Below are 15,212 nucleotides of genomic sequence, written 5' to 3' on the forward strand. Positions count from 1 at the left end.
TGAAAAAAAATAAGCCCGCGCAAGAGACAGTTCTTTGCGCGGGCTTTTTTACGCGAGCTTTTTGCGGCGCGGCGGCTACATGCCGCCGTCAGCTTCCATAACTACCTTGATATCCGCTGGTTTGCCGAAATAGGGCCAGGTTGTCACCAGCACGTCCACGCCCGTGGCCGCGTACTCCGCAGCGTTTTCGCCCGTAACGCCCCCGGCGGCCAGAATGAGAATGTCAGGGCGCGTGCCCCGCAACGCGCCCACCGTGGCAGCCAGGGCTTCGCAGGAGAATTTTTCGCACTGAACAATGTCTACGCCGGCGGCGGCAGTGAGCAGGGCGTCCTCAAGGTTGTCCACCTCAGCAGAAAGCTTTTTTTCAGGCATGCTGGCGCGCAGGTCCTGCACGCGGCGGGCGAAAAATTCCATCTGCGTCTGCTGTGCGTCATTGGCGAAAAACTGCAGATGCTGGGAAAAAACCAGGATGGAGTCTGAAAGGTTCTGACGGTGGATAACAGCGCCGCCGTTCATTGCCGCCTCGAGGCACAGGGCTTTGGCTCCGGGAAAACTTTTGCGCGTTACGGCCACCCGTATGCCAGGGCGCACGGCGGAGGCGCGCTCCACCATAAAGGCGCAACGCCGTGCAATGCCCGACATGTATTCCACAAGGGTCTGGCTTGCCTTCCAGCCACGGTGCAGGCCCGCGGCGCTTCCCCTGGCCTCAAGAAAAACCTGGCCCGCCTCGGCGACGTCGCCATTGTTGATCTGTCGTGCGACAGAAAGGCCGCAACGCACCAGGAGCTGTTCGGCTTCTTCCACACCGCTGATAACGCCTTGCTGGCGAGGGCTGAAAAACATGGCCCCGGTATGGGCTCCGATGCCCAGCATTTCGACAGTGAGATCCGGGCCGGGACAATCGTCGGCCAGCAGGCCGTCAAACCATGAAGAAGATTTGGGAATTTGCATGAGGGCTGCCTTTTTTAGTGAGCGCGTCGGGCTGTAGCGAGAGGGCTAACACGGTTTGATTTTTGAGCATTTTACCCTTGAAAAAGTGTAAATGCTCTAACGCTGCACGAAAGTGCAGCGCGCCACAACGTGGCCTGAATGAAAACTTTGAAATGTGAAGCATTTTAAAGTTAATCTGCTCTAAAATGCCCGGCGGCAGCGTGAGCGGGCTTTGCCGTAAAGGCGCACGCTCAGTGCGTTCGCACGGTTGTGCTGCGCATCCGTCCGGTCACGTGCCGCATATCCGCACTGTCGCGCGAGCAACCTTGCCACGGCGTTATTGGTAAAGACAATCTGCTTTACAGGAGCAACAAATCCGGCTCGGTATACGTATTCTTGCCGCTGTTCATGACCACCATGCCGCAAAAGCCCGCTTTTTGCCAGTGGGTTGCACCCTGCCGGCCGGCACCCTGCGCATGACGCGGGCGGGAAGGGCTGGCAGCGGCTCAGGCCATGGCTGCACCCCGCGCCTGCGCGGGCGCAGGGCTGGCCGGTCGGCAGGGCAGGAGGCTCCGGGCTGCCCGCAAAGGGCGCAGAATTGGCCTACGAAGGGTTCAAGGCTGGCCTGCGCGCCTTACCCCTGTTTCATCTCCGTGATAAGCTGGTTCAGGGCCTGAGCCTGTCGCGCCAGTTCAGCCACGGCCTGCGCGGCTTCACCCATGGCCTGGGCCGTCTGGTTGGACATCTCGTTGACCTGCGTTATGGAATGGTTGATTTCTTCGCTGGCGGCGGACTGCTCTTCACTGGCCGTGGCGATTGCGCCCACCTGATCCGCCGAGGCTTCAACATTGGTCACAATTTGCCGCAAGGCGTCGCCGGACTGATTGGCAAAGAGGGTGGCTGTCTCCACTTCGTGCAGGGCCTTGTCCATGGCGGCAATGCTCTGGGAAACGCTCTGCTGTATGGCGCCAATGGCGCCGCCCACGTCGTGGGTTGAGGCCATGGTTTTTTCGGCCAGCTTGCGCACTTCATCGGCGACCACGGCAAAGCCCCGTCCGGCGTCACCGGCGCGGGCCGCTTCAATGGCGGCGTTAAGCGCCAGCAGGTTGGTCTGGTCGGCTATGTCCGAAATGACGCTCATGATGCGGTTGATGGCCTGTGCGTGTTCGTTGAGCTTTGCCATGTCTTCTTTGAGATCAAGCGAAACCTTGTGCACCTGATCTATGCTCTGCAGGGCGCTTTGTACGATTTTTGCCCCGGCCTCGGCATTGGCTCTGGTTTCGGCTGACACGGACGCGGCGGCGGATGCGTTGCGGGCAACCTCCTGCACGGTGGCGTTCATTTCATTCATGGCTGTGGCGGCTTCGCCCAGGCGCTGGGCCGAGCCCACCGCCGTGTGGTCGGACTGCTCGATCTGGGCGGAAAGCTGGCTGGAGGCGGAGAAAATGATGGAAACCACCCCTTCCAGCTGTTCGGCGGCGGCAAGCATGCCCTCGCGCTTGGCGCGTTCGGCGCGCTGGGCCGCCTCTTCGGCCCGTGCGGTGGCCTGCTGCGCCGCATCGGCGGCCTGCTCGGCGGCCAGGGTTTTTTGTTCGCTTTCCTGAAGCAGGCTTTTTATGTTGCCCACCATATGTTCCATACCCTGCCCAAGAACACTGAATTCGTCCTTGCGGTTTTGGGCGCGCGTAAGCAGAAGTTTCTCTTCCGCGTCCGTGTCCAGCCGTCCTCCGGCCACGGCCTCCGCCATGCGAGAAAAGCCGCTCGCCATGCGCGCTATGCCGCGCGCCGAAATAATGATCATGAACCCCACAATCAGCACACAGCCCCCTGCCAGCAGCAGGGCATTGGTGAACAACTGCTGCACCGGAGCCAGAACTTCATCGCGGTCGAGTTCAAGGCCGATAACCCAGTTTTCTTGAGGCAACTGCTGAAAATAGACGATTTTGGCCTCACCCTTGGCATCGGTGTAGGTCACGCGGCCATGCTTTGTGCTGACCATTTCCCGCACATGGGCCAGCGTGCCGTCCTCGCGGGAGCGCGCCTTGGGGTCCGGGTGCATGATCATCTTGCCGTTCATGTCATAGATAAAGGCAAAGCCCTTTTCTCCCACCTTGACGAGGTTGGTCGTGTCATCCGCGAGATTGGCGTCGTCAATACCCACGGTGACGACGCCGACGATCTTGCCTTCGCGTTTAACCGGAATGGCAATAACCGTGGTGGGCTGCCCTGTGGTGAGGCTGACGACGTCCGAGATGCTGGTATTGCCCTTCAAGGCTTCGGGAAAATAGGGGCGCTTGGAAAAATCCGTCCCGACGGTCTTGCTGGGGCCGTTCTGCCCTCTGACATGATGGGCGATCACCTTTCCGTCTGGAGCGATAAGCGCGCTGTAGATGATGTTGTCGCTGACCTCGGTGAACTCGCGCAAGGCGTTATCCACCGCTACGGCCTGCGGTGAGGAAAGGGCATCGGGAGCGTCGGTATTGTAGAGATTGATGTACTGCGTAATTCTGTTGTTCTGAGATACTATGGCAAGGGAATCTCTCAAGCCCATAATAACGGCGTGTATGCCCGACGCCTGGGTCTGCAACACCGTTGTCATATCCGTTTCAATCTGTGTGCGCAGGATTTTTTCTGACATTTTGTAACTCATGCCTGCAAGCAGCACCAGACCAAGAATCGCCGGAACAAGGATGAAAAGGATCATTTTGGTCATCAAACCACGTTTCATGAGTCCACTCCTTATAATAAACTTGATAACTGCCTGTTGTGCGCAGTTGATCGCTGACGACGCATGCAGGCTCTACAGAGCACATGCATAAGCATATAACTGCTTGCTAATATGTACTATTAACTGTTTGAAGCGTTATAGTGTGGCAAGCTTGAGAAAAATCATGCTCCCGCAAGTGTGGTGAGTATGATAACATACTGGTTTATTGAAGTTTGTTAGGCGTGATGTTGGTGTGTTGGCGCAGTCCGACGGGGCATGCCATCCGCCTGGCAAGATGGCCGCACACTGTGGATGCAAACAGCGTTCATGCCGTTGTCTGCCTGCCAATGCGCAGTCTGGAACCACTATACCAGATTACCTTTTGGAGTGTAAGCATTTTCAATGTGTCTGACACAGCAATTATGGCAAGCAGCCGCCAGGGTATTTTCGGGGAAAGCGTGCGGTGCGGGACAGATCGCCCCGGAGGAAGGAAGAGAGTCGCGCGGGCCGTGCATGGGTGAGGCGTGCGTGGCGGGCCGTGCATGGGCACGGAGGCGTGCGTGACGGGCCGTGCGGCAGTGGATGTCTTATGGAACGGGCGCTTGAACGGCAAGGCCGTCCGTTCACACAGCGGTGAACGGACGGCCTGTATATGCGGCAGCGGGGCGGTTGCGCCAGAGCTTATTACCTTTGGAAACGCTGATTTATTCCGTTTGGCGGCGTTGCTTCATTTTTTTGAAACAGTCGAGGACGGAAGAGTCCACTCCTGCTTCAAAAAAAGATCGCGCCTTGCCAAACGAAATAACTGTGCGTTTCCAGGAGCTCTTTACTCAGTGCTTCCCTTTAAAAACGGTTGGATGCTCTCAAGGTATTCTGAACTGTTAATCGTCGCGGTCGCCTAAAAAGCCACGCGGTTTTTTGGTGTACCGGGCTGGCGGCTGGCGGCGTGAACCCACCACTGCGCCGGGCTTGCGGGGACGGGGGGTTCCCGGCCTGCCGCTGTCCATTTTTGCAATCACGCGCGTTCCTGCGATGAACACGCCCTTGTTGAGCACGGTCATCACATCTTCCGCCAGGTCCGAAGCTATTTCCACAAGGCTGAAGCCTTTCTGGATGCTGATGGCGCCGATGTTGCGGCTTGAAATGCCCGTTTCGCCCGTGATGGCGCCGACAAGTTCGCGGGGGCTGGCCTTGTGCATGTGGCCGACATTGATGTGGATCTTTGTCATGGGGCCGTCATTTTCGCGCCGTGGCGACCTTGTGTCGGGCCTGTCCCCATCACGCCTGCCGGACGGCTCGTTCGGCGAACGGCGGGGCATCATGGTCAAGGGGTCCTGTTCAAGGGGCTTGTCCTGATCGCCAAAATCCCTCTGCATCAAAAGTTTGAGCAGGGCCGCAGATATGTCGCGGTTGGTGACTTCGCCGTCGGGAAACTGCGCGGACAAGAAATCTTCCACCAGTACCAGCCAGCGTTCAAGGGTGCCGCTTTCAACGGTCTGCTTCACTTCATCCAGCAAGCGGGAAGTACGGATGCTGTCCACATCCCGCAGGCTTGGCAGGCGGCCCTCGGTAATGCGGGCCTTGGTGCAGCGGATGATGTCGCGCATCTTGTAGTGCTCGCGCATGGTCACAAAGGTGAAGGCGCTGCCCACACGGCCAGCGCGGCCCGTGCGGCCGATGCGGTGTACGTATTTTTCCACATCGTGGGGGATGTCATAGTTGACGACGGCGTCCACGTCATCCACGTCAAGGCCGCGCGCCGCCACGTCCGTGGCCACAAGCACGTCCAGGCCGTCTGAGCGGAAGCGCTGCATCACGCGGTCACGCTGCGACTGGGCGAGATTGCCGTGCAGGCCGTCTGCCTGATAGCCACGCTGTTGCAGGTGCAGGGTGACCTCGTCAACGCTGCGTTTGGTGGAACAGAAAACAAGAGCCTTGCGAAAGCCCTGCGAATCGAGCAGGCGACAGAGCGCGTCCATTTTCTGGTGCGGCCGCACTTCGTAATAGACCTGCTCAATGGCGGGAACCGTAAGCATTTTTTGGGCGACGGTGAGCATTTCAGGGTCGCGCAAAAAGCGCTTGCACAGTTCGCGGATGGGGCCGGGCACTGTGGCTGAAAACAGCACGCGCTGGCAATCGGCCGGGGTCTGCTCCAGAATGGCTTCAATATCTTCACGAAAGCCCATGTCCAGCATTTCGTCGGCTTCGTCCAGCACGGCCACACGGATGGAATTCAGATTAAGGGTGCCGCGCTTCATGTGATCCATGACGCGGCCCGGCGTGCCCACCACGACCTGCACGCCCTTGGCCAGGGCGCGGAGTTGCCGTTCAATGGGCTGGCCGCCATAAATGGGCAGAATGGCGACGCCGCGCTTGCGGGCGGCGAGCTTGTTCAGTTCTTCTGACACCTGGATGGCCAGTTCGCGCGTGGGGCAAAGCACCAGAGCCTGCACGTTTTTGCCGGACGTCAGTTTTTCAAGAATGGGCAGGCCAAAGGCCGCCGTTTTACCGGTGCCTGTCTGTGCCTGGCCAAGCGCATCCCGCCCTGCAAGCAAGGAGGGAATAGCCAGAATCTGTATGGGGGAGGGCTCTTCAAAGCCCAGATCTTCAACGGCTTTCAATAATTCGCGGGATAAACCCAGATCTTCAAACGATGCGGTCATGCTGTTCCTGAGATAAGATTTTAACGGAAGAAAATTTCGTGGGAAAAAATATAGCCTCATCCGGGGCAATACACAATGAGTATCATACGGGCGAATATACGTTTTTTTGCCACGCCGCGCATAAAAAAATCAGAAGTAGGCCATAATCAATGGTTTCTGGCTGTTTGCTTTTGTTTCGTGAGAGAGTATAATCTTGAAAATGGCTGAATGTAGGGGGCTGCTCCGGCAGCCAACTTACGGCCTTTAACAGGAAGGACGGTTTTTATGGGCGCATTGAGTATACAGCATTTGCTGGTCGTGCTGGTAGTGGTACTGTTGTTGTTTGGCTCTAAAAAATTGCCCGAAATAGGCGGCGGACTTGGCAGGGCTATCAAAAATTTCAAGAAGGCGACCACGGAGCCGGATGAAATTGACATAACCGCTCGCAATAACGGAAACGATCACAATAAGTCTGCCTAACAGGCCGGATTGAACGTCTTTTAACCGGTTTTGCGTAGCCCCGGGCCTTGGCCCGGGGCTTTTGCGTGGCTGACGCCATATGAACAGACAAAGCCCCGGTCAAGGCCGGGGTTTTGTCTGTGTTGGCGGGCCACAGCGTGCTGCCCGTAGTGACTGTCTTTAGGGCTGGCTGCATGGCCGCTCTGCGAGACCTGCCAACCGTTGTCAATGCTGCTTTCATCATTTCCTTCAATGTGGCACGCCTTTTCTGGCGCGTGCTGGCCCGTTGCTGCCGCATGTTGCCGCAGCAAGCGGGTATGCCTTCCCGGCCCGCTCCCTCACAAAGCATTTCTCCCTTTCCCCCACAAGGCGTTTCAACGTGACGCAGTCCTGAAGCCTAAAACGCGGGGATGAGCTTTGCGTCAGTGAACTTGAGATTCTTGAGCAGGGTTTTTCCCGTGTTCAGGTCAGGGCCGACAATGGAGGTCACCGCAAAGGTCTTGCCGTTGGAGCCGAAGTACGAAATGCCCTTGGCCCCGTCCTGTTCGAAACTCGACACGTAGAAGCCGTTTTCCTCGTGGGGGGCGCTGGCGGCAATGCCGCCGCTCTTCATGCCCTTGACGGTTTGCTCGGCCACATCCTTGGCGCTCATGGGGGCGTCTACCACTGTAACGGTCACTGCGGTGCCGTCAGTGGTGTTCTGGAACAACACTACGCTGGAACCCTGCTGGCTGATGATTTCGTTGGGTTGTGTCCAATCATCGGGGAGCGTGATGGAAAAATGGGGGGTCTTCACCTCGTTGGCCAGAGCAAGGGTGGCGCAGAGGGTAAGGGCGGCGGTGAGAGCAAGGCCGAGAATGTTTTTCATATAAGAATTCTCCTGGGTCATACAGACGTTTTTACGCAACTGTGGGTTTTATTTGGTATGTTGTGGAATGACTGGTGCGGTTTAGAGCAATTTCACTAGCGATGCTGTCGCCAACCGTAAGGCTTCTTCGTCGCCTAAAGGCTGCCGCTTGAAACTGCTCTGCTGACGCGAAGGCGCAGACGCCACGAAGTGGCGTGGATTCTGGCGAGCTTTAGCCGTTGCGGCGAAGGAAGCTACGGCTAAAGCTCGCCCCAGAATGATGCGTTGAAACAAGGAGTATTTCAAAAGCAAAATGCTCCAGAGTATTTTACCTTTGAGAAAAGCTGCATGTTCTGATGCTGCACGAGAGCGCGGAGCGCCATAATGCAGGGTGGACTCTGCCGAAGATCACGTTTTTCGGCAATAAAAACGGAAGTATGAAGTATCTCAACGGCAATCTGGTCTGGAGCCTCGCACAAGTACAAAAAAATTTGTCAGGGCTGTAACTCATGACTGACTGCTATCCGCATCTGCGGGAACAGCGTCGGGGAGGTGTTATGGGGCGTAGCACTGGGGCGGCATGCGCGGGCAGGCCCCATGGATCCTTTGGGTCGCCGTATGGTGGCATGCCCATACAAAAGGTGATGCGGGGGCTCAAACCAAAAAGGGGGCATGCCAAACGTGCCCCCTTGTTTCAGATCGTCTCAAGAGGGTCAGCCTTTAAAATTTTTGGCTGCGAAGTCCCAGTTAACCAGCTTTTCCAAAAAAGCTTCAATAAACTTGGGGCGGGCATTCCTGTAGTCAATATAATAAGCGTGTTCCCATACATCAATGGTCATGACAGGGGTATCACCGGTGCGCAGCGGGTTGCCTGCGGCCCCCAGGTTCTGGATTTCCAGCGCGCCGCCGGGTTTTTTAACAAGATAGGTCCAGCCTGAGCCAAAGTTGCCGGCGGCTTTGGCCGAAAATTCTTCCTTGAATTTGTCGAAGCTTCCCCATTGTACGGTAATGGCATCAGCCAGCGCGCCCTCGGGTTTTCCGCCGCCATGGGGCTTCATACAGTTCCAGAAAAACGTATGATTCCATACCTGCGCGGCATTGTTGTAAATGGGCGAATCCGGGGCTTTTTTGATAATCTCTTCCAGCGGCATGTCCTTGTAGTCTGTGCCTTCCTGAAGATTATTCAGATTGGTGACATAGGCCCTGTGGTGTTTGCCATAATGATATTCCAGGGTTTCCTGTGAGATGGCGGGCGCAAGGGCGTTCATGGCATAGGGAAGTTCGGGTAGAATTCGTTCCATAGCTAACTCCTTATGGTATGTTTTGGGGCTGCAAAACAGACAGGCCGATGCCTCCTCCCCAAAAAGTACTCAGACCAAGCATAGCAGTTGCCAATAGATAGTTCAATATTGTTTGCCGCCCAAAACGGCAGCAATAATTTGTTGCAGGAAATGATGAAAAACAGGTGTTTTAATTAAATAGTGGCTGCAATTTGATTGCGGGCTGTACCGCTCCTGCCATAATTCTATTTGGAGGGCCAGGGTTTCAAATTGATAGCGCGGGGTGTGCAAGCCAATAAACAGCCCTGTCACCTGGCTTGTTATGGTTGCGGTGGCTTATGGAGGTCTAGCGGGTTTGGAGCAGTTTACGAATCAAAGGAGTTAACTGCTCTGCAAGGATTTTCAGGACAATCCTGCCAAGAAATGTGAACAGACAGGTTTTTTTGCCTGCCGTACGCGAGTCTTTCAACGTGTACCTTGGCAAACCGTTTCGGAACGCTGTTTTCCGAGTTCGATTTGGCCGCATCGGCCCCGATCGTCAGTTGAACGCCGTGGCCGCGTCCGCAAGCGAGCGGTACCGCCTGCTCGCGAAAACAAAGACCGCCAGGCCCATGCACGGAGCAACGGCCAGGGCCAAAAACGCCGCATTGTAACTGATGTAGTGTGCGAACAGGCCGCCGTACGTAGTGCTGAACGCCGCGCCGAGTCCTTGAATGGTAAGCACGAAGCCCAGACCCAGGTTGACGTGTCCGCTGCCGCGCAAGATCCTGGCCACAATGCCGGGCGTGGCTACGCCCATCAGGCCGCTGCTTATGCCGTCCAGAATCTGCACGGGCACAACGCTCCAGGGGCTGTCGTAAAAACCGGCCACAAGGCCCCGCACCGGCAGCGCCAGCAATGCAATCAAGAACAGCATGCCATAACCGCGTCGAAGGGCTGTCCAGGCTCCGAGAAGCGCGGTGGCAATCATGGTCACCTGGGCGATGATGACGGTCACCCCGGTGTAGGCCGCAGGATTCACGTCAAAACGGGCGACGGCCGATTGCCCCAGAAGGGGAAGCATGGCCGCGTTGCCAAGATGAAAAAACGCCAGGGTGATTGCTATGGCCAGCAGGGCGCGGTCTGAAAAAAGCGCCCGCAGGGGTATGGGCGCGGCATCGGGTTTTCCCTGATTTTCTTCAAGGCCGCGCGCCGTTGCATTGTTGATGTGCGCAGGGTTGATGCCTCCAAGGCACATGATGCAGAGCACCCCCATGACTGCCATGACAAAAAAGACGCCAGGAATGCCGTAGTAATAGCCGACAACTGTTCCGAGAACAGCCGTTGCGCCGTTGCCAAAATGGTTCCATGCCTCATTTTTGCCAAGGCGTGCCGGTAGGCCCTTCTGGCCGACCATGCCCAGGGTTATGCCTGAAAGGGTCGGAGCAATGGCCGCTGCCAGAGCGCCCTGCAGTATTCTGGACGTCCAGACTGAAAAGGTGTTGAACCATAAAAAGATGCCGCCGCAAGCCACCACAATCATAATAACCGTGGCGCCAAGGAGCAGCCGTTTTTTGTCGGCCCTGTCTGCAAGCGCGCCCAGGGGGGTGGTGCAAAGCATACCGGCAAGGCCTCCGGCTGTCATGACATATCCGATTTCGTCCGGTAGCCAGCCCTTGCCTTGCAAAAAAACTCCAACAAAAGGCCCCAAACCGTCACGTACGTCGGCCAGTGCAAAGCAGAGCAGGGAAAGGAAGGTCAGGGATCGTGTCTTGGATTCGGCGTGCATAAGGACTCGAGTAGATGGGACATTATAGCCTATCTGCAAAGGATACTTCAGTTGGTGATGGCGCGCAAGATGTGGTGGCAACAAATAATGCTGGGATTCGTTCTGTGAGCATTGATTTATCTATACGCTCCCTACTGCTGTAAATAGCATCATATCTATCAAGCTGTATGCGGGTCTGGATTCACAATTGTCCGCCAGGTATTCTGCCAGCATCCATGCTTCCATGCATGCCTGTTATTGTATGCGCCACGTCTGTTTTTATGCATTGCTTGCAATGGCCTTCATGAGGAAACCTGGGCTGTTCAACGCGACTGCAGGCAGGTCTTTTGTGGATACATGTGATCAGCGCAACTGAAATGAGTATTATGCTATGGTGTAATGCCATGTTTTTTTACTGTATTAAAAATATTGTTTCATGATCTGGTATGGTGTGATAAGCTCTCTGTGGAAAAACACTTTCAATGAAAAAGCGCATTGCGTGTTTTTATATAGACTGTCTTATTTTTTTAGGCCAGGGACATGGTGCAGGAAGGTCCCTGCTATTTATTGAAGCCTCTAATCCTTTAAAAGAATCGACCGATTTGGAAATAAATACTTTCTTTAAGGTGAAAATATGAAAATTTCACATAAGCTTTTGTGCATCAGTTGCGTTCCTTTGCTGGCCTTTCTGGTTTTAAGCGTCATGTACGCCCGCATCTGGAGCAATGAAAAAAGTACCATTGTTGAAATCAGGCACAATATTGACCTGTTTATTCCCGTTTCGCGTCTCATCCACGAACTGCAGAAAGAGCGTGGCCTGACCAACGCCTTTCGGGCTGGCGCGAGCAGAAGCGACATGGACAGGCAGCGTGAGCAGGTGGATGCCATTCTTACCGAACTGCCCGCAGTCATCAGCGCCGCTTCCCTGAGTGCCGATCAGGCACAGGATTTCAATGCCACGCTCAAAGAGGTGGCGGCCGTACGGCAGAAGGTGGAGCAGGGCGGCAATACCGCGGATCTGCTGGCTGCCTATGGCGCGCTCATTGCCCGTCTGTTGGAACATGAGAAAACCGTTGCCAATCTGCGCAGTTTTCTCGGCATCGACAAAACATTCACCACGGTGGAGCTTCTGGAAAGCGCCAAAGAAAGCGCTGGCCGGTTGCGCGCCGCTCTTTCCGGCGTGCTCACCGCAGACAAGGGCATAACGCTGGAAACCTTCCAGCGCCTGGTGGCGCTCAAGGCCCAGATGGATGCCAATGTTTTTTCCAAAACAATGGTTCTGGCGCCCGAAGGGCGGCAAATCCTGACCGCCATGCAAAACTCCCAGCCCTGGCAGGACGCCGACAAGGCATTTTATGCCGTGCTGGCCCACTACGGTGAAGGCAATTTTGGTGTTTCCGGCGCGGTCTTCTTCAAGAACATGACGTCGATCATTGATGCCATGGCCAGCGTACGCGATATAGAGTTCGCCGCTCTGGAAAAAAACATGAACCAGACTTATGCGCAGGCATCCGCCACGCTCACCCGTCTGTATAGTGTCATGGGCAGTGCGGTGCTGCTGATCCTGCTTATGGTTGTTCTGGTCATACGCTCCATCAATGGGCCCATCAGGACGCTCATCAATTACGCCAACGAGGTTGCCTCCGGCAGGCTGGACGTGCCGCAGCTCACGGGCATGCGGCACGAACTGGGGGCCTTGTGCACGGCCCTCAATATAATGATCGCCAATCTGGAAAAGATGCTGCGCCAGTCCGAACAGGCCAGCCAGCGCGCCCATGAAGAATCGCAAAAAGCCCATGTGGCCATGGGGCAGGCCGAAGAGGCCAAGATCAGGGCCGAGCGGGCCAAGGCCGAAGGCATGCTGGCGGCGGCGGCCCAGCTTGAGGGTGTGGTGAAAGCCATGGGCGAAACCACGCAGACGCTTGAGGGGCACGTGCTTCGGGCTGAACGCGGAGCGGGCAAGCAGGCCTCGCATATTACAGAAACCGCAACCGCCATGGAAGAAATGAACGCCACCGTGCTGGAAGTGGCCCGAAACGCGGGGCAGGCATCCGACGCCTCCGGCGCCACCCGTGAAAAGGCGGGCAGCGGCGCTTCCGTTGTGCATGACGCCATTAACAGCATGGAAACCGTGCGTCAGCAATCGCTCAAGCTGCGTCAGAATATGGCGCAACTGGATGATGACGCCAAGGGCATCACACAGATTATGGGCGTCATTTCCGACATCGCGGACCAGACAAACCTGCTGGCCCTGAACGCCGCCATTGAGGCGGCCCGCGCTGGCGACGCCGGACGGGGCTTTGCCGTTGTGGCCGACGAGGTGCGCAAGCTGGCGGAAAAAACCATGGCCTCCACCACGGAGGTGGGCCGGACAATCGCGGCCATCCAGGCTTCGGCAAGAGAAAGCACCAGTCAGATGGATGAGGCTGTGGTCTCCATCGAAGAGGCGACCCGCCTGGTCAACCTGTCGGGCACAGCCTTGCAGGAAATCGTCAGCATGGCTGACGTCACGGCTGATCAGGTGCACGCCATTGCCACGGCCGCCGAGCAGCAGTCCGCCACGTCCGAGGAAATTAACCGCTCGCTGACGAATATCAACGGCATCTCCGGTGAAGTGGTTGACATCATGCACGAGTCTGCCAAGGCCGTGCAGGAGGTTTCCACCCAGGCTGACGTGCTCAATGGCCTGATGGAAGAAATGAAAAAATCAAGCTCGGTATAAGATTGAAAAGTGGCGAAGAAAGATAGAAAGGAAAGGGCGCTTAACAGCGCCCTTTCCATATTTGTGCCCCGAGGATGAAGCAGGCTCGCCCGCTTCCGGTTTGCTCCGAAAATGAAGTGCTTGCCGTGTTGCTAGCCCTGTTGGGACAAATAGTCCGTCACTTCCTTGAAGGCCGCCTTGCCGCCAAGCAGCGCGCCACCGTAACCCCCGCCCGGCGAACCCCAGGCGCTGGCAAGATACACGCCCGGCACCTTTGTTTTGTTGGGCAAACGGGTCATGAAGGAGTTGTCAATACTCTGGTTGTACCCATAGAGCGCGCCACCAGTATTGAGCGTGAAGCGGTAATTGGTCAATGGCGTGGAACTTTCGCTCATGATGATCATGCTGGAAAGACCGGGAATGGCCAGTTTTTCGGCCTGAGCGATAAGCAGGTCGGTCAATTCCTGTTTCTTTTTGGTATAGGCGGGGCTGTTGCCCGCCAGATAGTCCGCCTCCATTTCCTTCCACACGTCATATGAGCAACTGGCCACTATGCTTAGGCTCGAGCATCCCTCAGGGGAAAATCCCTGCTCAAGATTGTCGTACACCATGAGCGAAAAGCCTGACTTGTCAAAATGGGCCTGCATGGCTTCTTTGAAATTGGCGTCCAGGTCCAGGCTGGCGTAGTAGGAAACTTCGGGATGCGGGAATTGTTTGGTAATGTCCCGGTCAAGCCCAAGCCACACAATGACGCTGCCGGGGCTGAAGGTATAGGTATCCAGCTTGTCGGCATATTCTTTGGCGACGCTTCCCTGCGGCAGGAGCTTGTTGAAAACCTGCGGCGCGCTGGCGTTGCAGACCACGGACTTTGCCTTGAATTCCCGTCCGTCGGCGGTTTTGACCCCTGTCGCTTTTCCATTGGCAAGCGCTATGGATTCTACCCTGGCGCCATAGCGCACCTCGCCGCCGGCATCCGTGATGACCTTGGCCAGAGCGTTTGACAATGACTGCGACGTGCCCTTGATATAGGAACCGCCGTTTTCAATATAGTCGCCCGTGGGATCAAGGTAATAGAAAGCCGAGAGACGCGAAGGCGGCAGCCCGTAGTAGCTGCAGCTCTGCCCCAGAAGCGCCTTGAGCCGGGGGTCATGTATGTGTTTGTCCAAAAGCTGGCCCACCGTCTTGTCCCTGATGTCCCACAGGGTGGGAAATAATTGCGGAAAGCGCGCTTCGTCCGATGCGGACAGCCCTTTTTCCAGAGCTGCACATTCATCCATGACCCGTTGCCACATCGCAAAATAGGCAGTCAGCCCCTGGCGTTCGGCCGGAAACATGTCCGCCATTTGCCGTTCAAATCCTTTAAGACCGCATTTGGCGGGAATATCCACCGACAGGCCAGGAAACCGTGAAGACCATGCGTGCGGATGGTCGAGCAATTCCAGCTTGTTCCAGATGCCGAGGTCTTCCAATAGCGCCTTGGTGTCTCCAGCGGCGAGTACGGAAGAATGTAGAGACACCTCGCACAAAAAATCGCCTTTGTCCGACCCGCGCAGAAAAGACGTGGCATAGCCCCCGGGCACCTCATACTGTTCAAGCAACAGTACCTTGAATCCGTTTTTTGCCAGGTAGCCGGCGCAGGTCAATCCTCCCAATCCCGCTCCTACAACAATGGCATCGTAGACGCCGTCTTCCGGTTTGGGGGCTGCTCCTGCGAATTCCCATCCTACCAATGAGCTAGCAGCTGCAATGGCGGATAATTGAAGGAAAAATCTTCTGTCCATAATAACTCCTAGCATAATATTGGTATGGTCGTAGGGTATAAGAAATGCGTGGCATGTCAACGTTCTGAGATATGTAAATATATTATAAAAATAGTATGTTATAAGAGGTATTTTCTAA

At 56.0% G+C, this 15,212-nt stretch carries 9 protein-coding genes; 2 read left to right on the plus strand and 7 right to left on the minus strand.

Annotated elements, in window-relative coordinates:
• Positions 1 to 75 precede the first annotated feature (75 nt).
• From modD to DESU86_RS11070, 3 genes are all read right to left on the minus strand, one after another.
• Positions 76 to 951, minus strand: coding sequence for a ModD protein (gene modD / locus DESU86_RS11060; RefSeq protein WP_179981091.1), 876 nt, complete (start codon positions 949 to 951; stop codon positions 76 to 78).
• A 613-nt stretch (positions 952 to 1,564) separates the two neighbouring features.
• Positions 1,565 to 3,658 (minus strand): methyl-accepting chemotaxis protein, encoded by a 2,094-nt coding sequence (locus DESU86_RS11065; RefSeq protein WP_179981092.1) that lies wholly within the window; start codon positions 3,656 to 3,658, stop codon positions 1,565 to 1,567.
• 860 nt (positions 3,659 to 4,518) lie between these two features.
• On the minus strand, positions 4,519 to 6,300 hold the full coding sequence (locus DESU86_RS11070; RefSeq protein ID WP_179981093.1) for a DEAD/DEAH box helicase: 1,782 nt from the start codon (positions 6,298 to 6,300) through the stop codon (positions 4,519 to 4,521).
• A gap of 264 nt (positions 6,301 to 6,564) precedes the next feature.
• On the opposite strand from DESU86_RS11070, the gene DESU86_RS11075 reads away from it, so the two are divergent.
• Positions 6,565 to 6,759, plus strand: a complete 195-nt coding sequence (locus DESU86_RS11075; RefSeq protein WP_179981094.1) for a twin-arginine translocase TatA/TatE family subunit — start codon at positions 6,565 to 6,567, stop codon at positions 6,757 to 6,759.
• A gap of 376 nt (positions 6,760 to 7,135) precedes the next feature.
• On the opposite strand, the gene DESU86_RS11080 is transcribed toward DESU86_RS11075, so the two are convergent.
• From DESU86_RS11080 to DESU86_RS11090, 3 genes are all read right to left on the minus strand, one after another.
• On the minus strand, positions 7,136 to 7,606 hold the full coding sequence (locus tag DESU86_RS11080) for a hypothetical protein (RefSeq protein ID WP_179981095.1): 471 nt from the start codon (positions 7,604 to 7,606) through the stop codon (positions 7,136 to 7,138).
• Positions 7,607 to 8,298: 692 nt separating this feature from the next.
• Positions 8,299 to 8,886, minus strand: coding sequence for a superoxide dismutase (locus DESU86_RS11085; RefSeq protein ID WP_179981096.1), 588 nt, complete (start codon positions 8,884 to 8,886; stop codon positions 8,299 to 8,301).
• Positions 8,887 to 9,403: 517 nt separating this feature from the next.
• Positions 9,404 to 10,633, minus strand: a complete 1,230-nt coding sequence (locus DESU86_RS11090) for an MFS transporter (RefSeq protein ID WP_179981097.1) — start codon at positions 10,631 to 10,633, stop codon at positions 9,404 to 9,406.
• Between the two features lie 613 nt (positions 10,634 to 11,246).
• Between DESU86_RS11090 and DESU86_RS11095 the strand changes: the two genes are divergently transcribed.
• Positions 11,247 to 13,334, plus strand: a complete 2,088-nt coding sequence (locus tag DESU86_RS11095) for a methyl-accepting chemotaxis protein (protein ID WP_179981098.1) — start codon at positions 11,247 to 11,249, stop codon at positions 13,332 to 13,334.
• A gap of 131 nt (positions 13,335 to 13,465) precedes the next feature.
• Here DESU86_RS11095 and DESU86_RS11100 read toward each other — a convergent pair whose 3' ends face one another.
• A complete protein-coding gene (locus DESU86_RS11100) occupies positions 13,466 to 15,094 on the minus strand; it encodes a phytoene desaturase family protein (protein WP_179981099.1) in 1,629 nt (542 codons plus the stop codon).
• Positions 15,095 to 15,212: the final 118 nt, after the last annotated feature.

The organism is Desulfovibrio sp. 86, assembly GCF_902702915.1.
In the GTDB taxonomy this organism is placed as follows: Bacteria; Desulfobacterota; Desulfovibrionia; order Desulfovibrionales; family Desulfovibrionaceae; genus Desulfovibrio.